Annotated in this window: 18 protein-coding genes; 10 read left to right on the top strand and 8 right to left on the bottom strand. The window is 73.2% G+C overall.

What is annotated here, in order from left to right:
• The first annotated feature begins 253 nt into the window (after window positions 1-253).
• The 3 genes from ACH4TG_RS27910 (at window position 254) to ACH4TG_RS27900 (ending at window position 3,543) form a co-directional block, all read left to right on the top strand.
• A complete protein-coding gene (locus ACH4TG_RS27910) occupies window positions 254-1,501 on the top strand; it encodes an outer membrane lipoprotein carrier protein LolA (protein WP_398245284.1) in 1,248 nt (415 codons plus the stop codon).
• Window positions 1,502-1,595: 94 nt separating this feature from the next.
• Window positions 1,596-2,585, top strand: a complete 990-nt coding sequence (locus ACH4TG_RS27905) for an ABC transporter ATP-binding protein (protein ID WP_398245283.1) — start codon at window positions 1,596-1,598, stop codon at window positions 2,583-2,585.
• Complete coding sequence (locus ACH4TG_RS27900) at window positions 2,572-3,543, top strand: ABC transporter permease (RefSeq protein ID WP_398245282.1); 972 nt, start codon at window positions 2,572-2,574, stop codon at window positions 3,541-3,543. Before ACH4TG_RS27905 ends, ACH4TG_RS27900 begins: the two co-directional genes overlap by 14 nt.
• Window positions 3,544-3,601: 58 nt before the next feature.
• On the opposite strand, the gene ACH4TG_RS27895 is transcribed toward ACH4TG_RS27900, so the two are convergent.
• Together ACH4TG_RS27895 and rarD are read right to left on the bottom strand one after the other, a co-directional pair.
• The gene (locus tag ACH4TG_RS27895) at window positions 3,602-4,276 is read right to left on the bottom strand and encodes a flavodoxin family protein (RefSeq protein WP_398245281.1); all 675 of its coding nucleotides are present in this window, start codon (window positions 4,274-4,276) and stop codon (window positions 3,602-3,604) included.
• A 136-nt stretch (window positions 4,277-4,412) separates the two neighbouring features.
• The gene (gene rarD / locus ACH4TG_RS27890) at window positions 4,413-5,378 is read right to left on the bottom strand and encodes an EamA family transporter RarD (protein ID WP_398245280.1); all 966 of its coding nucleotides are present in this window, start codon (window positions 5,376-5,378) and stop codon (window positions 4,413-4,415) included.
• A 300-nt stretch (window positions 5,379-5,678) separates the two neighbouring features.
• Between rarD and ACH4TG_RS27885 the strand changes: the two genes are divergently transcribed.
• Window positions 5,679-6,248, top strand: a complete 570-nt coding sequence (locus ACH4TG_RS27885; RefSeq protein ID WP_398245279.1) for a SigE family RNA polymerase sigma factor — start codon at window positions 5,679-5,681, stop codon at window positions 6,246-6,248.
• Window positions 6,245-7,060 (top strand): hypothetical protein, encoded by an 816-nt coding sequence (locus tag ACH4TG_RS27880; RefSeq protein WP_398245278.1) that lies wholly within the window; start codon window positions 6,245-6,247, stop codon window positions 7,058-7,060. The genes ACH4TG_RS27885 and ACH4TG_RS27880 overlap by 4 nt, the downstream gene beginning before the upstream one ends.
• A 100-nt stretch (window positions 7,061-7,160) precedes the next feature.
• Here ACH4TG_RS27880 and ACH4TG_RS27875 read toward each other — a convergent pair whose 3' ends face one another.
• From ACH4TG_RS27875 to ACH4TG_RS27865, 3 genes are all read right to left on the bottom strand, one after another.
• Window positions 7,161-8,231, bottom strand: a complete 1,071-nt coding sequence (locus tag ACH4TG_RS27875) for a 2-oxoacid:ferredoxin oxidoreductase subunit beta (RefSeq protein ID WP_398245277.1) — start codon at window positions 8,229-8,231, stop codon at window positions 7,161-7,163.
• On the bottom strand, window positions 8,224-10,161 hold the full coding sequence (locus tag ACH4TG_RS27870) for a 2-oxoacid:acceptor oxidoreductase subunit alpha (RefSeq protein ID WP_398245276.1): 1,938 nt from the start codon (window positions 10,159-10,161) through the stop codon (window positions 8,224-8,226). The genes ACH4TG_RS27875 and ACH4TG_RS27870 overlap by 8 nt, the downstream gene beginning before the upstream one ends.
• 158 nt (window positions 10,162-10,319) lie before the next feature.
• Window positions 10,320-10,979: a response regulator gene (locus ACH4TG_RS27865; protein ID WP_398245411.1), complete on the bottom strand. Its 660-nt coding sequence runs from the start codon at window positions 10,977-10,979 to the stop codon at window positions 10,320-10,322.
• Between the two features lie 155 nt (window positions 10,980-11,134).
• Here ACH4TG_RS27865 and ACH4TG_RS27860 point away from each other — a divergent pair, with 155 nt between their 5' ends.
• Window positions 11,135-12,088, top strand: coding sequence for a zinc-binding alcohol dehydrogenase family protein (locus ACH4TG_RS27860; RefSeq protein WP_398245275.1), 954 nt, complete (start codon window positions 11,135-11,137; stop codon window positions 12,086-12,088).
• A 79-nt stretch (window positions 12,089-12,167) separates the two neighbouring features.
• Here the strand turns inward: ACH4TG_RS27860 and ACH4TG_RS27855 are convergent, their stop codons facing one another.
• From ACH4TG_RS27855 to ACH4TG_RS27845, 3 genes are all read right to left on the bottom strand, one after another.
• Entirely contained in the window at window positions 12,168-14,678 is a 2,511-nt protein-coding gene (locus tag ACH4TG_RS27855) for an MGH1-like glycoside hydrolase domain-containing protein (protein ID WP_398245274.1), read from the bottom strand.
• Window positions 14,679-15,206: 528 nt separating this feature from the next.
• The gene (locus tag ACH4TG_RS27850; protein ID WP_398245273.1) at window positions 15,207-16,544 is read right to left on the bottom strand and encodes a sensor histidine kinase; all 1,338 of its coding nucleotides are present in this window, start codon (window positions 16,542-16,544) and stop codon (window positions 15,207-15,209) included.
• 225 nt (window positions 16,545-16,769) lie between these two features.
• Window positions 16,770-17,996: a sensor histidine kinase gene (locus ACH4TG_RS27845; protein WP_398245271.1), complete on the bottom strand. Its 1,227-nt coding sequence runs from the start codon at window positions 17,994-17,996 to the stop codon at window positions 16,770-16,772.
• 251 nt (window positions 17,997-18,247) lie between these two features.
• Between ACH4TG_RS27845 and ACH4TG_RS27840 the strand changes: the two genes are divergently transcribed.
• The 4 genes from ACH4TG_RS27840 to ACH4TG_RS27825 are packed head-to-tail and all read left to right on the top strand — an operon-like array spanning window position 18,248 to window position 21,337.
• Window positions 18,248-18,616, top strand: coding sequence for an NADH-quinone oxidoreductase subunit A (locus ACH4TG_RS27840; protein WP_398245270.1), 369 nt, complete (start codon window positions 18,248-18,250; stop codon window positions 18,614-18,616).
• Window positions 18,613-19,251 (top strand): NADH-quinone oxidoreductase subunit B, encoded by a 639-nt coding sequence (locus tag ACH4TG_RS27835; RefSeq protein WP_398245410.1) that lies wholly within the window; start codon window positions 18,613-18,615, stop codon window positions 19,249-19,251. Before ACH4TG_RS27840 ends, ACH4TG_RS27835 begins: the two co-directional genes overlap by 4 nt.
• On the top strand, window positions 19,248-20,378 hold the full coding sequence (locus ACH4TG_RS27830; protein WP_398245269.1) for an NADH-quinone oxidoreductase subunit C: 1,131 nt from the start codon (window positions 19,248-19,250) through the stop codon (window positions 20,376-20,378). Before ACH4TG_RS27835 ends, ACH4TG_RS27830 begins: the two co-directional genes overlap by 4 nt.
• The gene (locus tag ACH4TG_RS27825) at window positions 20,375-21,337 is read left to right on the top strand and encodes an NADH-quinone oxidoreductase subunit H (protein WP_398245268.1); all 963 of its coding nucleotides are present in this window, start codon (window positions 20,375-20,377) and stop codon (window positions 21,335-21,337) included. Before ACH4TG_RS27830 ends, ACH4TG_RS27825 begins: the two co-directional genes overlap by 4 nt.
• Window position 21,338 lies beyond the last annotated feature (1 nt).

Below are 21,338 nucleotides of genomic sequence, written 5' to 3'. Positions count from 1 at the left end.
CCGCGGGTGGCACGCGAGTTCCGCACTCCGACCCCGAGACGACCCGGAGAAAACCCGGTACCCGGCGGGGTACGTCCGGCCGTTGCGTCATCCCCGGGGCGTACGGTGGGTTGCTTCCGGCGGCTGATGTGCCGCCTTGGCCGATTTGGTGGGATGGAGACACCACTTCACGGCGGACCGGGTGACAATGGGGCCCGGGGAGTGGACGAGTGCAAGGCAGCTGACCGCCGCTGACGACGGAGGTAGGAACCCAATGGCACCGATCCAACCGGCACGCTACGACGACGAGGACGCGCCGGGCGGCGGAGGACGCGCACGCAGGGCGGCACGCTACGCCGTGCCCGTGGCCGTCGCGGGAGTGGCGGCCGCGACCATCAGCCTGGTCCCGGCGCTCGCGGACAGCGGCAACCCGTCGCTGCCCTCGATCACCGCGGAGCAGCTCCTGACGAAGATCGCGGCATCCGACACGCAGACCGTCGACGGCACGGTGAAGGTCACCACCGACCTGGGCCTGCCGTCGCAACTGACCGGCAGCGCCGGCGGCGCGATGTTCGGCGGCGAGGCGAGCAAGGTCCAGGGCCGCGGCGGCCAGTCGCCCGCGGCGCCGCAGTCGCAGCTCGTGCAGCTGCTGGCCGGCACCCACACCCTGCACGTCGCGGCCGACGGCCAGGACAAGCAGAAGATCTCGATCATCGAGTCCGCCGCCGAGTACAGCATCATCCACAACGGCACCCAGCTGTGGGCGTACGACAGCGCCTCGAACCAGGCGTACCACCAGACCCTGCAGCAGCACTCCGGCCAGGGCCACGAGGCCACGACGCCGCAGGACATCCCGGCCACCCCGCAGGACGCCGCCCGGCAGATCCTCAAGGCCGCCGACGGCACCGCGTCGATCACGGTGGACGGCACCGCCCGCGTCGCCGGGCACAGCGCGTACCAGCTGCTGGTCACCCCGCAGCACGCCGACACCACCACGGTCGGAGCGATCCGCATCGCGGTGGACGCCAAGACCGGCGTGCCGCTGAAGGTCACGCTGACGCCCAAGGGCGGCGGCAAGGCGGTGTTCGACGTCGGCTACACCCGGGTCAGCTTCTCGGCGCCGTCCGCGAGCACCTTCACCTTCACCGCGCCCAAGGGCGTGAAGGTCACCGAGGGCAGTGCGCAGCAAAAGGCCAAGCCCGAGAACCGCGACCGCTCCGGCACGAAGGGCGCCGAGCCCACCGTGCTGGGCCAGGGCTGGGACTCCATCGCGGTGGTGAAGTCCCAGGGCGGCCCGCTCGCCGGCGGACCCGCCGAGAAGGGCTTCAAGGGCCGGCACGGCGACGGCGGCGCCGGGTCGCTGATGAACAGCTTCGGCACGCACGTCAACGGCGCCTTCGGCTCCGGCACCGTCTTCCACACCCGCCTGGTCAACGCCCTGCTGACCGACGACGGCACCCTGTACGTCGGTGCGGTCACCCAGTCCGCGCTGACCGACGCGGCGAACGCCGCCGCCAAGTAGCACGCCCGCAAGGGGTGCCGCCCCGCCCCGGACGGCGGGGCGGCACCCGTTCCGGGCCCGTGGGGCCCGGGAGCCAGGCCCGAGAAGGAGTCGCATGGCACAGCCGTTCGTCCCGCCGCCGCAGGCCGCCCCGGTGGCCGAGGCCGGGACCGACGTGGTGATCGAGACCCGCGGTCTGGCCAAGCAGTACCGCGGCACCCTCGCCGTGGACGGGATCGACCTGCGGGTGCCGCGCGGCAGCGTCTTCGGCTTCCTGGGGCCCAACGGCTCCGGCAAGACCACCACCATCCGCATGCTCATGGGCCTGATCGCGCCGACCGCGGGCACCGCCCGGGTCCTCGGCCGGCCCATGCCGCAGTCCACCAGGAGCGTGCTGCCCAAGGTCGGCGCCCTGATCGAGGGCCCGGCCCTCTACGGCTTCCTGTCCGGCCGGGACAACCTGCTGCGCTACGACTCCGTCGACCCGACCGCCGACCCCCGCACGCGGCGGGTCCGGGTGGCCGCCGCCCTGGACCGGGTGGGCCTGTCCGCGGCGGCCGGCAAGAGGGCCAAGGCGTACTCGCTGGGCATGAAGCAGCGGCTGGGGCTGGCCGCCGCCCTGCTGCAGCCCCGCGAACTGCTGGTGCTGGACGAGCCGACCAACGGCCTGGACCCGCAGGGCATGCGGGAGATCCGCACCCTGGTCAGGGAGCTGGCCGCGGACGGCACCACCGTCTTCCTGTCCTCGCACCTGCTCGACGAGATCGAGCAGGTGTGCACGCACGCCGCCGTGATGGCACGCGGCCGGCTGATCACCCAGGGGCCGGTCGCCGAGCTGGCCAAGGACACCCGCGGGCACCTGGCGGTCACCGGCCCCGACCCGGCCGAAGCGGCACGGGTACTGGCCGGGCTCGGGGTGACCGGGCTGGTCACCGACGGCGAGCGGGTCACCGGCGACCTGCCCGCCGACCCGCCTGATCTGGCCGAGATCAATGCCGCGCTCGTCGCCGCCGGGGTGCGGGTGCGCGGCTTCGGCCTCGAACGCGCCTCGCTGGAGGACGCGTTCGTGGCCCTGACCGGGGAGGGCTTCGATGTCGCGGGCTGAGGCGAAGGCGGGCGGACCGGCGGTGGGCGAGCCGGAGCCGGCCGCCGTACGGGCGGACGGGTCGTCCGGCACGGCGGACGCGGGCGGACCCGCGGGGGCGGTCGCCGTCCGGGCGCCGAGCCCGCTCTGGACGCTGGGGCTGTTCCGCTCCGAGCTGGTCACCGTCTTCCGCCGCCGCCGGACCATGGCGCTGTGCGCGGTGCTGGCGGGCGTGCCGCTGCTGGTCGGCATCGCGGTGCGCATCGAGACCCGCGACGGCGGCTCGGTGGGCGGCGGCCGCGGCAACGGGCCGGCGTTCATCGAACAGGTCAGCAACAACGGCCTGTTCCTCACCTTCGCGGGCCTGGCCGCCACCCTGCCGTTCTTCCTGCCGATGGCGGTCGGCGTGGTCGCCGGCGACGCCATCGCCGGCGAGGCGAGCGGCGGCACCCTGCGCTATCTGCTGGTCGCCCCGGCCGGCCGAACACGGCTGCTGATCGCCAAGTACGTCTCGGTGCTGGTGTTCTGCCTGGCCGCGACGCTGGTGGCCGCGGTGTCCGCGCTGGTGGTCGGCTTCGCGCTGTTCCCGGTGGGGGACGTCACCACGCTCTCCGGCACCACCCTCTCGCTGCCCGAGGGCATGCTCAGGGCGCTGCTGATCGCGCTGCTCGTCGCGGCGTCGCTGGTCGGCATCGCGGCGCTCGGGCTGTTCGTCTCCACGCTCACCGACAGCGGCATCGGGGCCATGGCGACCACGGTCGGCCTGCTCATCACCGTGCAGATCGTCGACAGCTTCCCGCAGCTGCACGCCTTCCAGCCGTACCTGTTCACGCACTACTGGCTGAGCTTCGCCGACCTCCTGCGCGACCCGGTCACGTGGACCGGCATCGGCAAGAACCTCGGCCTGCAGGCGCTGTACGCCGCGGTGTTCGGCTCCGCGGCCTGGGCCCGCTTCACCAGCCGCGACATCACCGCATGAGGCCCGTCACGGCATGAGCCGCGTCACCGCATGAGCCGCGTCAGGGCCGTGCGGCGCCTCAGGGCGTGAAGAACGTCTTGGCGCGGCGCAGGGCCGCGTGGTCGGCGAGGACGTCGCCGGGCCGCGTGCCGTTGCCGAGGAGGACGCCGCCGAACCGCATCCGCATGTAGCGGGCGGTCAGCTCCAGGGTGCCGGCGAGCGGGTCGGCGTCGGAGGGGTCCTCGCCGGCCAGCGCGGTCACGCCCCACAGGGTGCGGCCGGCCATCCGCGCCCGGAAGCCGACGCCCGGCACCCGTAGCCAGCCCGACCAGTGGTCCAGGTAGAGCTTGGTGGAGCTGCTCACCGAGTACCAGTACAGCGGCGAGGCGATCACCAGGTCGGTCGCGCTGAGGGTGGCCGCCAGCAGCTCCCCGGCGTGCCCGCCGGGCTGCGGGTAGCGGGCGCCTTCGGCGTGCCGGACGTCCCTGAACACCGGCTGCGTCAGGTCGGCCAGCCGCAGCCAGCGCTGCGTGACGTGTTGCGGGAGCTGCTCCGCGGCCCGGCGGGCCAGCAGCTCGGTGTTGCCGCCGGCGCGCGAGCTGCCGAGCAGGAACAGGAAGCTTCGGTCGCCGAAGGCGGTGGAGGAGCCCGGGGCGGGGTCGGCGGTGGGGCCGATGCCGGGGTCGGCGGCGGGGGCGGCGGTCGGTTCGGGCGCGGGGTCACCAGAGGCGGCCGGCTCGGCAATCTCATGCATGTGCATATATTGCGCGGGCCGGGTTTCCCGGGTCAAGCCCGGTACGGGCGACGCACGTCACGTCGGGCGCCGGGGGCGTGCGGGCCTGCGGGCTCGGCGGGCGGCCGGGGCGTCCGGTGCTGCGGGCGTGCGGGCCTCAGGTCCCGGCCGCCGCCTCGGGGCGCTCGGGCGCGGGCCGGGCGGCCGTGGTCTCCGCCGCGTCCCGCAGTGCGGCCGCCTGCCGCCGGCCCCTGCGGGCGGTCCGCAGCGCGTCCCAGCTCAGCAGCACCAGCGCCACCCACACCAGCAGGAACCCGGCCCAGCGCTCGGCCGGCATCTTCTCGTGGAAGTGCACCAGCCCGATCACGAACTGGAAGACCGGCGCGAGGTACTGCATCAGCCCGATCGTGGACAGCGGCAGCCGGGTCGCCGACATGCCGAAGAAGACCAGCGGCACCGCGGTCACGAGCCCGCACGCGGCCAGCAGCGAGGCGTGCCCCGCGCCGTGGTGGGTGAACGTGGAGTCGCCGCGGGCGCCCAGCACCATCAGGAAGCAGAACGCGGGCAGGAACTGCACGGAGGTCTCGGCGGCCAGCGACTCCAGACCGCCCATCGCGATCTTCTTCTTCGCCAGCCCGTACACCCCGAAGGACAGCGCGAGCGACAGGGCGATCCACGGCAGCCGCCCGTAGCCGATGGTCAGCACCACGACCGCCGCGACGCCGATGCCGACCGCCGCCCACTGCGCGGGCCGCAGCCGCTCGTGCAGCACCAGCACGCCCAGGGCGATGGTGACCAGCGGGTTGATGAAGTAGCCGAGCGCGGTCTCCACGACGTGGCCGGAGTTGACGCCCCAGATGTACATGCCCCAGTTGACCGACACCACGGCCGCGGCGAGCGCCACCAGGGCCAGCCGCCGCGGCTGCCGCAGCAGCTCCCCGATCCACGTCCAGCGCCGCAGTGCCAGCAGCATCACCGCCACGACCGCCAGTGACCACACCATCCGGTGGGCCAGGATCTCCAGCGCCCCGGACGGCTCCAGCAGCGGCCAGTAGAGCGGGAACAGGCCCCACATGCCGTACGCCACGAAGCCGTAGACCAGTCCCGCGCGCTGCTCGCCCATCGGATCGTCCTCCCCTGCGCCGTGCGATCGGCGCGCGGCCCTCCGACGGTAGCGGCCGCGGCGCCGGGCTGCCAGGCCCGTTCCACAGAACGGTCATGACACCCCGGGCCGGGTTCCGTCCGCCGGATTCCGTCCGCCGCCGTCGCGGGCCGCAGAAATCCCGGCCCGCCGTGCAACCCGGCGGCGCCGCACGGGAGTACCTACGGTCGGACCGCCGACGGCAGTCGGCGGAACGCCGCACCGCGCAACCCGAGCACCGCACCGCCCACCCGATCCCCGCAGCAGGAAGAACGGTCCTTCGTGCAGTCGACCCACGCGCATACCCAGGAGCGCCACCCGGACGAGGAGTTCACCCGGTTCGTGGCGTCCCGCTGGCGTGCCCTGGCGCACACCGCCTACCTGCTCACCGGCGACTTCCAGGAAGCGGAGGACCTGGTGCAGACGACGCTGGCCCGGGTCTACCCGCGCTGGCGCCGGATCCGCCGCGACACCGCCGAGAGCTACGTCCGCCGCTCCCTGGTGAACGCCCACCGCAGCCGGTACCGCCGCCGCCGGGTCGTCCAGTTACTGCTGCCGCACCTCCCCGAGTCCTCGCTGGTGGAGGAGGGCCGCGACCGGCCGGGCGACGAGCGGGACGTGCTGCTGCGCGCCCTCGCCGACCTGCCGCAGCGCCAGCGGGCGGTGGTGGTCCTGCGCTACTGGGACGACCTGCCGGCGGAGGAGGTGGCGGCCACGCTCGGCTGCTCGGTCGGCACCGTCAAGAGCCAGGCGTCCCGCGCGCTGGCCAAGCTGCGCCACCACCCCGCGCTCAGCCACCACCCCGCAGCCGGCCGCATCCCGCTGCCCGACCTTCCCGGAGACCCGCGATGACCCCTGAACCCGGCCCCGACGAGCCGCTGCGGGCAGCGCTCGCCCGCTCGGCCGCCACGTACCTGCCCCCGCCCGCGCCCGTCGACCGGATCCTCGAACAGGGCCGGGCCCGCCGCGCCCGGCGCCGCGCCGGATACACGGCGGTCACCGCCGCCGTGCTCGTCGTCGGGGCGGCCGTGCCGATGGCGCTGCACCAGGGCCCGGCGGGACGGGCCGCCTCCGGCCCGGCGGCAACGGGCACCGTGCACGGGACCGGCGCGCCCACGACGCCGGCCGGCCGCACGAAGTCCGCCGCGCCGGCGGACGCGACGCCCGTCACCACGGAGGTGAGGAGCGGGCGGACGGACGGCACGGACTGGTCGGTGACCCTGGTCTTCTACCCGCGGAAGCCCGCGGGCTTCCCGACCGCCCGGCCCATGCGGGGCTTCACCCCGCCGCCCAAGTCGTCGGCGATCTGCGCGCACGTCGTCATCGGCGGGGTGCGGGTCGACCACCAGGGCGGCCGCTGGTCGGACTGCGACGAGGTGAACGGCGCCGCCGATCCCGAGGAGGGCGACTTCTTCGAGGGCCCGTGGGGGCTGCACGGCAAGGGGCTGTCCGGGACCCGGGTCTTCGTCAGCTCCCTGCGGGCCGCCGCGTCCGGTACCGTCACCCTCACCGACGGGACCGAGGTCACCGGCCCGTCGGTGACCGTCCCCGGGACCGCCTACCGCGCCTGGGCCGCCCCGATCCCCCGCGGCGCGACCATCGCGAGCGTCGACTCCTTCGACGCCCGCGGCCGCCGGATCGCCCACCAGACGAACTGGCACTGACCCGGCCTGCCCTCGTGCAGCATGCGCAGAGCCCGGCCCCGGTGGTACCGGAGCCGGGCTCTGCGCTTGCCCTGCCTTGCTCTGTGCCTGGGCCGGCGCCCTATCCGGCGACGGTCCAGGTGTCGTTGCCGGCGAGCAGCTTGGCCAGGTCGCCCTTGCCCTGCTGGACCACGGCCTGGTCCAGCTGCTCGGCCATGTCCGTGTCGTAGACCGGGCGGTCCACGTCCCGCAGCACGCCGATCGGCGTGTGGTGCAGGGTGTCCGCGTCGGCGAGGCGGGACAGCGCGAAGGCCGTGGTCGGGGAGGCGGCGTGCGCGTCGTGGACCAGTACCCGGCCCGTGTCGGCTCCGTCGGCCGTCAGGTCGATCACCTGAAGGTCGCCGGTGGCCGGGTCGCGGACCACGCCCCGGGACCCCAGGCCGTCGGCGGCGGGCGCGCCGAACCGGATGGGCTGCCCGTGCTCCAGGCGGATCAGCGCCTCCTGCGCGCTGTCCTTGTCCTTGAGGCTGTCGAACGCGCCGTCGTTGAAGATGTTGCAGTTCTGGTAGATCTCCACCAGGGCGGTGCCCGGGTGGTCGGCGGCGGCGCGCAGCACGCTCTGCAGGTGCTTGCGGTCGGAGTCGATGGTGCGGGCGACGAACGACGCCTCGGCGCCCAGGGCCAGCGAGACCGGGTTGAACGGCGCGTCCAGCGAGCCCATCGGCGTCGACTTGGTGATCTTGCCGATCTCCGAGGTCGGGCTGTACTGGCCCTTGGTCAGGCCGTAGATCCGGTTGTTGAACAGCAGGATCTTCAGGTTGACGTTGCGGCGCAGTGCGTGGATGAGGTGGTTGCCGCCGATGGACAGCGCGTCGCCGTCCCCGGTGACCACCCACACGCTCAGGTCCCGCCGGGAGGCGGCGAGCCCGGTCGCGATGGCCGGGGCACGGCCGTGGATGGAGTGCATCCCGTAGGTGTTCATGTAGTACGGGAAGCGGGAGGAGCAGCCGATCCCGGAGACGAACACCACGTTCTCGCGGGCCAGTCCGAGCTCGGGCATGAAGGACTGGACGGCGGCCAGGACCGCGTAGTCCCCGCATCCGGGGCACCAGCGCACTTCCTGGTCGGACTTGAAGTCCTTCATGCTCTGCTTGGCTTCGGCCTTGGGCACCAGCGCCAGCGCCTCAGACATCCACGCTCTCCTTCACGATGGCCTGCGCCAACTGCTCGGCCTTGAACGGCAGTCCGGTGACTTGCGTGTACGAACGCGCATCGACCAGGTACTTCGCCCGCAGCAGGTGGGCGAGTTGGCCGAGGTTCATCTCGGGGACGATCACCCGCCGGTAGCCGCGCAGGACGTCGCCCAGGTTCTTCGGGAACGGGTTGAGGTGGCGCAGGTGCGCCTGCGCGACCTGGCCGCCCTCGCGCCGGATCCGGCGGACGGCCGCGGTGATCGGCCCGTACGTCGAACCCCAGCCGAGCACCAGCGTCGCGGCGTCGCCGTCCGGGTCGTCGACCACGACGTCGGGCACCTCGATGCCGTCGATCTTGGCCTGCCGGGTGCGGACCATGAAGTCGTGGTTCGCCGGGTCGTAGCTGATGTTGCCGGTGCCGTCCTGCTTCTCGATCCCGCCGATGCGGTGCTCCAGACCCGGGGTGCCCGGTACCGCCCACGGGCGGGCGAGCGTCTGCGGATCGCGCAGGTAGGGCAGGAACGCCTCGGTGCCGTCGGCCGCGGTGTGGTTCGGCCCGGTGGCGAACTGCACCCGCAGGTCCGGCAGTTCGTCCAGCTCCGGGATCCGCCACGGCTCCGAGCCGTTGGCCAGGTAGCCGTCGGAGAGCAGGAACACCGGGGTGCGGTAGACCGTGGCGATCCGGGCCGCCTCCAGCGCCGCGGTGAAGCACTCCGCGGGGGTGGCCGGCGCCACGATCGGCACCGGTGCCTCGCCGTTGCGGCCGTACATCGCCTGCAGCAGGTCGGCCTGCTCGGTCTTGGTCGGCAGGCCGGTCGACGGCCCGCCGCGCTGGATGTCCACCACCAGCAGCGGCAGCTCGAGGCTGACCGCGAGGCCGATGGTCTCCGACTTCAGCGCCACGCCGGGCCCCGAGGTCGTGGTGACCGCCAGCGAGCCGCCGAACGCCGCGCCCAGCGCGGCGCCGATCGCGGCGATCTCGTCCTCGGCCTGGAAGGTGCGCACGCCGAAGTTCTTGTGCCGGGACAGCTCGTGCAGGATGTCCGAGGCCGGGGTGATCGGGTACGAGCCCAGGAACAGCGGCAGCTCGCTCTGCTGCGAGGCGCTGATCAGGCCGTAGGCCAGCGCCAGGTTCCCGGAGATGTTCCGGTAGGTGCCGGACGGGAACGCGCTGGCGGCCGGCGGCACCTCGTAGGAGACCGCGAAGTCCTCGGTGGTCTCGCCGAAGTTCCAGCCCGCGCGGTAGGCGGTGATGTTGGCCTCGGCGATGTCCGGCTTCTTCGCGAACTTCTTGCGCAGGAACGCCTCGGTGCCCTCGGTGGGGCGGTGGTACATCCACGACAGCAGGCCGAGCGCGAACATGTTCTTCGCCCGCTCGGCGTCCTTGCGGGCCAGCCCGCTGTCCTTGAGCGCCTCCAGCGTCAGCGTGGTCAGCGGGACCGGGTGGACCGCGTAGCCGTCCAGCGAGCCGTCCTCCAGCGGGCTGGCGGCGTAGCCGACCTTCAGCATCGCCCGCTTGGTGAACTCGTCCGTGTTGACGATGATCTCCGCGCCGCGCGGCAGGTCGCCGATGTTCGCCTTCAGTGCCGCCGGGTTCATCGCCACCAGCACGTTCGGGGCGTCGCCCGGCGTGAGGATGTCGTGGTCGGCGAAGTGCAGCTGGAAGGAGGAGACGCCCGGCAGGGTGCCTGCGGGGGCCCGGATCTCGGCCGGGAAGTTCGGCAGGGTCGACAGGTCGTTGCCGAACGACGCGGTCTCCGACGTGAAGCGGTCCCCGGTGAGCTGCATGCCGTCTCCGGAGTCACCGGCGAACCGGATGATCACCCGGTCGAGCCGCTTGGTCTCCTTCGCCGGTTTGCGCTGTTCTCCCAGGACGCCGACGGCAGGCGTGTCTCCCGGGGTCATGGGGCTGCTGACCTGGTTGGTCACTGAAACGGACCTCCTTCGAGGCGGCGGCTCACCGGTCATCGTACGTCGGTAAGGGTCGCCTTCCCCGTAGCGTCCCGGAATGTGGAGGGACGCGCGGGCAGGGGGCGGCCGCTTCCGGGGCCGGGCGGCCCGGTGTTGTTAGACAGACTGTCAGCAGTTCAGGAGTTCAGATAGGTCAGGACCGCCAGCACCCGGCGGTGATCCCCGTCACTCGGCGCCAGCCCCAGCTTCAGGAAGATGTTGCTGACGTGCTTCTCCACCGCGCCGTCGCTCACCACGAGCTGCTTGGCCACGGCCGAGTTCGTCCGGCCCTCGGCCATCAGGCCCAGCACCTCCCGCTCCCGCGGGGTCAGCCCGGCCAGCACGTCCTGCTTGCGGCTGCGGCCCAGCAGCTGCGCGACGACCTCCGGGTCCAGCGCCGTACCGCCCTCGGCCACCCGCACCACCGCGTCCACGAACTCGCGGACCTCGGCCACCCGGTCCTTGAGCAGGTAGCCGACGCCGCGGCTGCTGCCGGCCAGCAGCTCCGTCGCGTACTGCTCCTCCACGTACTGCGACAGCACCAGCACCCCGACCCCGGGGTGGTCCCGGCGCAGCTGGACCGCGGCCCGCACGCCCTCGTCGGTGTGCGTGGGGGGCATGCGCACGTCGGCGACGACCACGTCCGGCGGGGCGCCCTGGTCGGCCAGCTCCCGGACCGCCTTGATCAGGCCCTCCGCGTCGCCGACGCCCGCGACGACCTCGTGCCCGCGGTCGGTCAGCAGCCGGGTCAGTCCCTCCCGGAGCAGTACCGAGTCCTCGGCGATGACCACCCGCACCCTGTCCTCCACGTTTTCCGACGTGCGTTTCCCTATCGACTGTCCCAGCATCCCAGCATCGGCGGGGTAATGGGGAATACGGTTCCGGTGGGCAAGGTTGCGCCCGGCGAAATAGGGGTGGCGTGTTCGTGCGCCGCCCGGGGAGAGGAGAGCGTGTGCGTGCGGTCGGTTTCGACGTCATCGGGGGTCCCGAGGTCCTGCGGCAGGTGGAGCTGCCGGTACCCGCACCCGGACCCGGTGAGGTCCTGATCCGCGTCGCGTACGCCGGCCTCAACTACGGCGAGGTCCAGCACCGGCTCGGCGACTTCGGGGCGCCGGACGGCATCGAGGTGCCCGGCCTGGAGGGGGCCGGCGAGATCACCGCCCTGGGCCCCGGCGTCACCGGCCTGGCGATCGGCGACCCGGTCGCCGCGTTCCTCCCCTCGGGCGGGGGCTACGCCGAGTACGCCGTCGCCCCGGCCGAGTTCGCCTTCCCGCTGGACGGCATCTCGCTGCGCGACGGCGCCGGCGTCCTCGCCCTGACCACCGCCTACGGGGTGCTGGCCGGCGCGGCCCGGCTCGCCGCGGGCGACACCGTCCTCATCCACGCCGCGGCCGGCGGCGTCGGCTCGGCCGCCGCCCAGATCGCCCGGGCGCTGGGCGCCGCAGCGGTCCTCGGCACCGTCGGCTCGCCCGCCAAGGCCGAGTACGCCAAGCGCTTCGGCTACGACGCGCTGCACCCGCGGGAGACCTTCGCCGACCTCGTCTGCGACGTCGACGTGGTGCTCGACCCGGTCGGCGGCCCCACCCGGCTGGCCAGCCTCGACGTGCTCGCGCCCTTCGGCCGGGTCGTCGTCTACGGCGAGGCCGCCCGCCACCCGGACCTGGAGCTGCCGGTCCAGCCGCTGTGGAAGAACAACCGGACGGTGTCCGGCTACAACATCGGCGACCTCGCCCGCCGGGCCCCCGCCCGGGTCCGCGCCCACGCGCTGTCCGCGCTGTCGCTGCTGTCCTCCGGCGCCATCCGCCTGGACGTCACCGCGGAACGGCCGCTGTCCGAGGCGGCCGAGGCGCACCGGGCGCTGCAGTCCGGCAGCACCATGGGCAAGGTGCTGCTCCGGGTGGGCTGAGGCCCGCCCGGAGCAGCGGGCGCCGGCCGGTCAGGGCCGGCGCCGGGGGGATCCCCGTTGAGGACAACCGAGGCGCCGGTCAGAGGGTGATCCGGGTGCGCCCCGCGCCCACCTTCGTCGTCCGCGGCCTGCCGTTCTCCGGGAACAGGTGCAGCTGCGCCTGGCCGTCGGCGTTCACCTCGAAGCTCGCCCCGGTCGGGGTGAGCAGGAAGTCGCGGACCGCCACGCGCGCGCCGGTCGCCCGGAACACCACCTGGCCGTCCCGGGTCAGCACCGTGGTGTGCGCGTCGGCCGACACGTCGTAGACGTGCCCGCGCAGCACCACGTTGGAGATGGTGTTGGCGCCCGGCAGCGACAGCGTGCCGAACATCAGCGCCTCGGGGTCGCCCCACGGGTTGTCCGAGAGCAGCTCGTGCAGGCTCTGCACGGCCATCGCGTTGGACCACGAGTAGGTGCGCCACGCCGTGTCCACCGCGGAGTCCATGATCGACTGGCCGGGCTCGGGGTCGAAGGACTCGGGGAACCAGCTGTCCTTGTCCCAGGCGTCCAGGTACATCGCCGTGCTGCGGGCCGCGAACTGCCCGGCGACGTCGTCGAAGCCGTACCGCTTGACGCCGTCGTAGACGGTGGCGTTCATCGGCGGCCACACCGCGCCCTTCCACTGCTCGGGCGCGCTCCCCTCGTTGTACCTGTCGAAGAACTTGAAGTGCTCCGACTGCGGGTGGACCGGGCCGCCGCTGCAGTACGTCGGGTCGTTGCGGGCCACGCTGGGCACCACGTAGTCGCCCCAGAACATCTCCGGGTCGAGCAGGTGCTCGCGCACCAGCACCGTGGCGCGCTCGGGGGTCGCGATGCCGGCGAACAGCGGGTAGAAGACGGTCGGCGTCACGACCTCGTTCCACGTGCCGTCCAGGTAACGGCTCAGGTACATCCGGCGCTCGGGGTGCCACAGCCGGGCGTTGAGCAGGTCGGCGATCCTCGCGTGGTCCGCGGAGAACCGGGCCTGGTCGGCGGACTTGCCCAGCACCCCGGCCATCTTCGCCAGGACCTCGGCGAACAGCGCGTAGTAGGAGTTGAGGGCCACGTCGGTCAGGTTGGAGTTGTCCCGCTTGTCGCCGCTGCCGCCCTTCTTGGGGATCCGCTGGTAGGCCGCGTACACCGGGCTGTCGTCCAGGCCCAGGTGGTTGCCGCGGCCGCCGATCCGGTCGCCGAAGTACGGCGACTCCAGCAGCCCGTCGCCGTCGGCGTCCCACTCCGGCAGCAGGTCGTAGAAGGTCACCAGCTGCGGGTAGGTCCGCTGCACCAGGCTCAGGTCGCCGTGCTTGGCGTACAGCCGCCACACCGCGTAGGCGTGCATCGGGCCGGAGTTCTGCTGGTCGTAGCGCGGTCCGTTGATCGGCACCTGGTTCGGCGGCGCGGGCGCCGCGAAGACGTCGGTCTCGTGCTGCAGGGCCAGCGGGGTGCTGACCAGGGCGGCGCTGATGGCGTCGAACGACGAGTCCCAGCCGGTGAACAGGCCGCCTCCGCCGCCCCAGCCCCACATCACGTAGTTGCGGTGGTTGTCCTTGTCGTAGTTGGTGTTCAGCGACAGCGCGTCGCGCACCGCGTCGGCGGCCCGGCCGGCCGCCCCCGACCCGGTCAGGAACGAGGCCCGCACCCGCGACTCGGCGGCGGTGAGCGTGCGGTGCACGGTCTGCGCGTCCGGCGCGGACACCGTGAGCGGCTGCCCGCCGACGGCCGCGGTGAAGCTGAGGGTCTCGCCCTCCGCCAGCTCGTAGCGCAGCGCCGCGGCGGCGGTGCCGGACGCGCCGGAACCGCCGGTCATGGCGGCGATCATGTCGGTGACCGAGGCGTAGAAGCCGCTGGAGACCGCCGGCTGCGAGGGCGACAGCTGGAAGTAGCCAGTGGTTCCGGCGTCGACCAGGCCCTGCTCGCTGCCGGTCACCCCGGCGCCCGAGGGCGCGAACGACGCGGCCTCGCCCCACGGGGTGGCCACCTCGAGGAAGATCGTGGTGTCGTCGTCGAGCGCGGTCACCGAGCCGGTGAGGGTGCTGCCGTCCCCGGTCCTGGCATAGCGCACCTCGATGGTCCGCTTCTGGGCCTGCGCGAGGTCGTAACCGGCCTTCAGGCCGGGCAGCTTGGCGGTGGCGTCGGCGACCTCCGCGGCGGAGTACCAGTCGGGGTGGTCGATCACCTCCTGCATCGCGTCCAGGTGGGCCGGCATGATCTTGCGGTCGTCGGTGCTGACCTGGACCTGCTTGTAGGTCCCGTCGGGCGCCATCGGGCCGATCCGCCACAGGTTGTTGGTCATCTTCTCCCGGATGACCTTGTTCGCCTTGGTCAGCAGCACGATCCGCAGCGCGAACCGGGACTCGCCCTCCCCGACGAACAGCGCGCCCGTCCAGTCCTGTTCCTTCACGCCGGGCATGGCGAACGGGCGCTGCTCGGTGGGGTACGGCAGCCCGCCGCCCTGGGGGGTGCCCGCGGCCGGGGCGGTGGTGCCGGCGTCGGCGGACGCCGGGGTCGCGGCCGCTGCTCGCGCGGTACCGGGGACCCCGAGCGCGATCACCGAACCGCTGAGTCCGGTCATTCCGACGGTCTTGAGAAAACCTCGTCTTGGTACGTCGTGGTGCGTCACGTGGCGAGTTCCGTTTCCTGAGAGGACGGGGGCGGACCCGTCGACGGGAGGTCGTCGAGGGGGGCTGCCGTCCGGGCCGGCATCGTCCGGTGGACGGACCGTCGCGGGTCCGTCCACCGGGTACGACGACACCTCCCTGGCGGCGAAGACCAGACTGTGAGCGCTAACAATCTGGGCGGCTCAACTGCGCTCGAACGTGGGGGGTGGGGCACCGAGACGACGTCAACGTGGGGGTCCGGTGTCGATGGCCGAGTGTTCTCGCTCAACTTGAGGCTGTCAACCCCTCGCGTCATGAGCCCTGTTGGCGGCCGCACCGGGCCGTCGGCGACGCGGAACGGGACACCGACGGGACCATCACGGGACGACGCGGCGCCCGGCTGCGGCAGTTGCCGGCCGGGCGCGCGCCACGGCGGCCGGGGCTCCCCTTCGCGCCACCGGCCGCCGTCTTGGTGTTCCGTTTGTGCCCGCGGGCGGTTCGCGTCAGGCCCGCCAGGGCAGTTCGGCGGTGATGCGGGTCGGGCCGCCCGCGGGGGAGTCGACGACCAGCACCCCGTCCACGGAGTCCAGCCGCTCGGCGAGCCCCGCCAGTCCGGACCCGCCGGTGAGCGCCGCGCCGCCGCGGCCGTTGTCCGACACCTGCAGCATCAGCCGGTCCTCGACCTGCCACACGTCGACCGTCGAGCGGGACGCGCCGCTGTGCTTGGAGACGTTCTGCAGCAGCTCGGAGACGGTGAAGTAGGCGATGCCCTCGATGGCCGGCACCGGCCGCGCGGGCAATTCCACCGTGACCGCGACCGGCACCGTGCAGCGCGCGGCCACCGCGGAAAGCGCCGGGCCCAGGCCGCGGTCGGTGAGGATCGCCGGGTGGATGCCGCGGGCCAGGTCGCGCAGCTCCTGCAGGGCGATCTTGACCTCGCTGTGCGCCTCGTCCACCATCGCCGCGCCCGCGTGCGGGTCCTCCAGCAGCTTCTCCTTGGCCAGGCCCAGGTCCATGGCCAGCGCCACCAGCCGGGCCTGCGCGCCGTCGTGCAGGTCCCGCTCGATCCGCCGCAGGTCCGCGGCCGCGGTGTCGACCACGACCCCGCGGTCAGACTCCAGCTCGCTGACCCGGTCGGCCAGCTTCGACGGCCCGAGCAGCCCGAGGACCAGGACCCGGTCCACGTGCGCCATCCCGCGGGTCAGCCACGGCCCGGTCAGCACCAGCGCGCCGCCGGCCACCACGCACAGCAGCATGTCGGCCGGGGTGTGCAGCCACCAGCCGTGGTGGCCGTCGCTGCTGCCGTAGACCTGCAGGCCGTCCTGCCCGAAGTAGACCGGGAACACCCAGCGCCACAGCGGGTAGGTCAGCAGGCCCCAGCCGTAGGTGAAGAGGCTGATCGAGACGGTGAAGGTGAAGATGCCCCACGGGAAGTGCACGAGGGTGTAGATCACGTGCCGCCAGTTGACGCCGCTGCCCAGCTGGGCGCCGAGCTTGGCCAGCAGGCCGCCGCGGCTCCTGTTCTTCGGGCGGACCGGCGCCGGCTCGTCCACGTCCAGCCAGAGCAGGGAGCGGGCCCTGGCCCGCTCCACGACCCCGATGGCCCGGCAGCCGCCCAGCGCCAGCGCCAGCACCGGAAGTCCGATGAAGGTGATCAGCAGGCCCGCGCCGAGCGAGAGCATGGTCACCGTCCACACGAAGCCGACGATCCCCATGGGCAGGTTCAGCAGCAGGTAGCCGAACTCGCGCCAGGTCCGCGCCTCGAACGGCGCACGCAGCACCGGCGGCAGCCGGTGGTCGTGCGCGGCCCCGCGCTCCGGGGGCGGGAAGGCGTCAGCCATGGTCGGGACCGTCCTTTCTGCACTGCTCGTCATACGTCCAGACTGGCCTGTCGCGGCCCCGGACCCCATGGTGCGGATCGGCGTCTTGGGGGTGGGGCTATCCCTACCCTGCCAGGACGGCGCGCCGCAGCTCAGCAGCCGCCAGGTGGACGCACAGGTGCGGCGCGGGGCCGCCCGGCCCCGCGCCGCACCCTGGTGCGATCAGCGGACGCAATCGTCCGCGGTTCAGCTGCGGACCTGGCCCGCTTTGCGGAACTCCCGGTCACGCCACGGCAGTTCGGCGGTCACCGCGGTCGGGCCGCCGACCGGGGAGCTGACCACGAACAGCCCGTCGACCGAGCCGAGCCGCTCGGCGAGACCGGCCAGACCCGACCCGCCCGACACGTCGGCCCCGCCCCGCCCGTCGTCCCGCACCTGGATCATCAGCCGGTCCTCGGTCCGCCACAGGTCCACCGAGGCGTGCCGGGCGCCGCTGTGCTTGGAGACGTTCTGCAGCAGCTCGGAGACGGTGAAGTAGGCGATGCCCTCGATGGCCTCCGCGGGGCGGGCCGGCAGGTCCACGGTGACCGTGACCGGCACCGTGCAGCGCGACGCCACCGACGACAGCGCCGCGTCGAGGCCGCGGTCGGTGAGGATCGCCGGGTGGATGCCGCGGGCCAGGTCGCGCAGCTCCTGCAGGGCGATCTTGACCTCGCCGTGCGCCTCGCCGACCATCTGCGCGGCCGCCTCCGGGTCCTCCAGCAGCTTCTCCTTGGCCAGGCCCAGGTCCATGGCCAGCGCCACCAGCCGGGCCTGCGCGCCGTCGTGCAGGTCCCGCTCGATCCGCCGCAGGTCCGCCGCCGCGGTGTCCACCACGACCCCGCGGTCCGACTCCAGCTCGGCGATCCGCTGCTCCAGCTCGCTCGACGGCTGGAGCAGGCCGCGCACCATCGCCCGGTCCACCGTCGACATGCCCCGGGCCACGAACGGCAGCACCGGCCACGCCACGAACAGCGAGGTCAGCGTGATCGCGAAGGTGACGATGCCCCACGGCAGCCGGCAGCCGAAGTACAGCGCGTGCCGCCAGGCGACCGGGTCCTTCAGCGTCGCCCACAGCCACGGCAGGAACCCGAGGGTGCTCATCCGCAGCGGCCGCGGCTCGTCCACGTGGACGCCCAAAAATTCGCGCGCCCTGGCCCGCTCCATGGCGCCCAGCAGCCGGCAGCCGATCAGGCCGAACGCCAGCAGCGGCAGTCCCACCACCGTGACCGACAGGCCCGCGCCGATCGCCAGCACCGTCACCACATAGACGAAGCCGCCGATGGCCACCGGCAGGTTCAGCAGCAGGTTGGCGATCTCCTTCCACGTCACCGCGTCGAAGGCGAAACGCGGCGGTGGCAGCGGATCGGTCACCGAGGTGGGGGTGTCGGGGAGCGGCCGTACGGACGGCCCGGGATGCGGCGAGGCGTTCATGCCCCAAGCCTGCCGGTATACGTGCGGAGTGCGCCATGGGGTGCGCGCTCCGCCGGGGGTGGGGTTATCCCCCGGTCAGCGGGTACGCGTGGGCCGGGCGGAAGGTACGCGAGGGCCCGGTCGGGACCGATGCGCGGACACCGGCAAGGGCCGGTTAAGCCAGGGCCTAGACTCCCTCCGTATAAATCGTCTAAAGATCCATCGGGATCGCTGGACACCACGGTACGCAAGGGAACGAGGAGCGGACGGACGTGGACTACTTCCACGGCTACGCGGTCGTCGGCCTGGTCGCGGTCGTCGGTGTGCTCTTCGTGACGGTCGCGTTCGCGGCCGGCCGGCTGCTGCGGCCCGTCGTGCCGACACCGGAGAAGCTGCTCACCTACGAGTGCGGGGTCGACCCGGTGGGCGAGGGCTGGGCGCACACCCAGATCCGCTACTACGTGTACTCCTACCTCTACGTGATCTTCGCGGTGGACGCGATCTTCCTGTTCCCGTGGGCCACCGTCTTCGCCGCACCCGGCTTCGGCGGCGCCACGCTCGTGGAGATGTTCGTCTTCCTCGGCTTCCTGGCCGTCGGACTGCTCTACGCCTGGAAGAAGGGCGTACTGGAATGGACATGACCGCCGGCGCCCCGAGCGGGCAGCACCGGGAAGAGCAGCAGGCGCAGGCCGAGCCGCAGGTCCTGCCCGAGCCCCGGCGGCTCGGGCCGCTGGCCAGGCTCGCGCCCGAGCCGATGAAGGTGGTCCTGAACTGGGGCCGCCGCTACAGCCTGTGGGTGTTCAACTTCGGGCTCGCCTGCTGCGCCATCGAGTTCATCGCCGCCTCCATGGCCCGCCACGACTTCATCCGCCTCGGCGTGATCCCGTTCGCGCCGGGACCGCGCCAGGCCGACCTGATGGTCGTCTCCGGCACCGTCACCGACAAGATGGCGCCCGCCGTCAAGCGTCTGTACGAGCAGATGCCCGAGCCGAAGTACGTCATCTCCTTCGGCGCCTGCTCCAACTGCGGCGGCCCGTACTGGGACTCGTACTCCGTCACCAAGGGCGTCGACCAGATCATCCCCGTCGACGTGTACGTGCCCGGCTGCCCGCCGCGGCCCGAGGCGCTGCTGCAGGGCATCCTCAAGCTGCAGGAGAAGATCGCCCGCGAGTCGCTGGGGGAGCGGTACCGCGGTGCCGGCCCGCGGCCCGGCGCCGCCGCGCTGACCAGCGGGCTGGTCCAGCCGCCCGCCACCCCGGAAGAGGGTGGACGGTGAGCGGGTTCGACCGGCTCCCCGAGGCGGCCGCGGAACTGTTCGGCGAGGGTGCGACGGCCGCGGAGGCCTACGACCTGCTGACCGTCGACGTGCCCGCCGCGTCGTGGGTCGCGGCCCTGACCACGGCCCGCGACGACCTGGGCTGCACCTTCTTCGACTGGCTGAGCGCGGTGGACGAGCCGGGCACCGGCTTCCGGGTCTGCGCCCACGTGGTCCGGCTGCAGGGCGGCGTGCGGCGGCTGCTGATGCGCACCACGGTCCCGCACGACGCGCCCGCGCTGCCCACCGCGACCGGCGTCTACGCCGGCGCGGCCTGGCACGAGCGCGAGACCCACGAGATGTTCGGCGTGGAGTTCCCCGGGCACCCCGGCCTCGCGCCGCTGCTGCTGCCCGACGAGTTCGAGGGGCACCCGCTGCGCAAGGACTTCGTGCTGGCCGCCCGCGTCGCCAAGGCGTGGCCCGGCGCCAAGGAGCCGGGGGAGTCGCACGACGGCGGGCCCAAGCGGCGGCAGATGCTGCCGCCCGGGGTCCCCGACCCCAACGAGTGGGGCCCGCTCAAGGGCCAGCTGCCGCCTGCCCCGGCCCGGCCCGCCCGCGGCGCCAGGGCCGCGGGGGCGGGCGGTGCGGCGGGGGCGCCGGGTGCCTCGGGTGCCGCGGGCGCCGCGGGGGAGCGTCCCGCGCGGCGGATGCGCAGCGCGTCCGAGGGCTCGGCCAGCCAGGCGGCCGAGGGAGCCGAGCGCCCCGCGCGCCGGATGCGCAGCGCCTCGGGCTCCACCAGCCAGCGTGCCGAGGCCCCGGGCGAGGCCGCGGCCACCCCAGGCGCCGGCGCCGAGCAGGCCCCGGCGCGCAAGCGCGTCCCCGACGCGCCCTGGGAGCAGCCGCGCGAGCCCGAGCCGCGCGAGACCGCATCGAGCGAGCCCGCGCCCAGCCAGCCCGCGTCGAGCGAGCCCGCCGAGACCGCGGCCGACACCGTGCCCGGGTCCGACGCCGGACCCGCGGCCGAGACCCCTGATGAGGGCCGGTCCGAGACCCCTGACAAGGACCGAGCCGAGACCCCTGACCAGGACCGGGCCGAAAACCCTGACGAGGACCGAGACGAACCCCCGGCCGGAGGCGATTCGGCGTGAACGACATGCTCGACGTCGTGCTGCGGCTGGTCGCCGTCCTCGTCGTGTTCCTGGTGCTCCCGCTGCTCGTGGGCCAGACCGAGCACAAGGTGATGGCCCACATGCAGGGCCGGCTCGGCCCGATGTACGCGGGCGGCTTCCACGGCTGGGCCCAACTCGTCGCGGACGGGGTGAAGTTCGCGCAGAAGGAGGACGTCGTCCCGGCCGACGCGGACCGGCGGATCTTCCAGCTCGCGCCCGCGGTGGCCCTGCTGCCGTACCTGCTCGTGCTGATCGCGATCCCGGTCGGCCCGCACGGCTTCGTCGGCCAGGCCCTGGACGCCGGCCTGTTCTTCGTGCTGGCCGTGATGGGCGTCGGCGTGCTCGGCTCGCTGATGGCCGGCTGGGCGTCGGCCAACAAGTTCTCGCTGCTGGGCGCGCTGCGCACCGCCGCCCAGCTGATGGCGTACGAGCTGCCGATGCTGCTGGCCGCCGCCTCGGTGGCGATGGCCGCCGGCACCCTGTCGCTGCCGGGGATCGTCGAGTCGTACCACTGGTGGTGGACGCTGTGGCAACTGCTCGGCGGCCTGGTGTTCTTCACCGCGGGGCTGGCCGAGCTGCAGCGCCCGCCGTTCGACATGCCGGTCGCCGACTCGGAGATCATCTTCGGCGCCTACACCGAGTACACCGGCCTGCGGTTCGCGCTCTTCCTGCTCTCCGAGTACGCCGGCATCGTCGTGCTGTGCGGGCTGACCACCGTGCTGTTCCTCGGCGGCTGGCACGGCCCGTGGTCCGGCAGCGTCGGCTGGCTGTGGACGCTGCTGAAGGCCGCGCTGCTGTCGTTCGTGGTGATCTGGCTGCGGGTCAGCTACCCGCGGCTGCGCGAGGACCAGCTGCAGAAGCTCGCCTGGACCGTGCTGATCCCGCTGTCCCTCGCCCAGATCGCCCTGACCGGCGTCGTCAAGGTGGTGATCTCCTAAG

Source organism: Streptomyces sp. NPDC020917 (genome assembly GCF_044333795.1).
GTDB lineage: Bacteria > Actinomycetota > Actinomycetes > Streptomycetales > Streptomycetaceae > Actinacidiphila.
The sequence above is the reverse complement of the archived record's forward strand: the minus strand, read 5'-3'. Positions and strand labels throughout refer to the sequence as shown.

Bases quoted from the DNA above. Each gene is read 5' to 3' on its own strand.
- ACH4TG_RS27910 (WP_398245284.1), top strand. From the start codon at position 254: ATGGCACCGATCCAACCGGCACGCTACGACGACGAGGACGCGCCGGGC.
- ACH4TG_RS27905 (WP_398245283.1), top strand. From the start codon at position 1,596: ATGGCACAGCCGTTCGTCCCGCCGCCGCAGGCCGCCCCGGTGGCCGAG.
- ACH4TG_RS27900 (WP_398245282.1), top strand. From the start codon at position 2,572: ATGTCGCGGGCTGAGGCGAAGGCGGGCGGACCGGCGGTGGGCGAGCCG.
- ACH4TG_RS27895 (WP_398245281.1), bottom strand. From the start codon at position 4,276: ATGCATGAGATTGCCGAGCCGGCCGCCTCTGGTGACCCCGCGCCCGAA.
- rarD (WP_398245280.1), bottom strand. From the start codon at position 5,378: ATGGGCGAGCAGCGCGCGGGACTGGTCTACGGCTTCGTGGCGTACGGC.
- ACH4TG_RS27880 (WP_398245278.1), top strand. From the start codon at position 6,245: ATGACCCCTGAACCCGGCCCCGACGAGCCGCTGCGGGCAGCGCTCGCC.
- ACH4TG_RS27875 (WP_398245277.1), bottom strand. From the start codon at position 8,231: ATGTCTGAGGCGCTGGCGCTGGTGCCCAAGGCCGAAGCCAAGCAGAGC.
- ACH4TG_RS27855 (WP_398245274.1), bottom strand. From the start codon at position 14,678: ATGACCGGACTCAGCGGTTCGGTGATCGCGCTCGGGGTCCCCGGTACC.
- ACH4TG_RS27850 (WP_398245273.1), bottom strand. From the start codon at position 16,544: ATGGCTGACGCCTTCCCGCCCCCGGAGCGCGGGGCCGCGCACGACCAC.
- ACH4TG_RS27845 (WP_398245271.1), bottom strand. From the start codon at position 17,996: ATGAACGCCTCGCCGCATCCCGGGCCGTCCGTACGGCCGCTCCCCGAC.
- ACH4TG_RS27835 (WP_398245410.1), top strand. From the start codon at position 18,613: ATGACCGCCGGCGCCCCGAGCGGGCAGCACCGGGAAGAGCAGCAGGCG.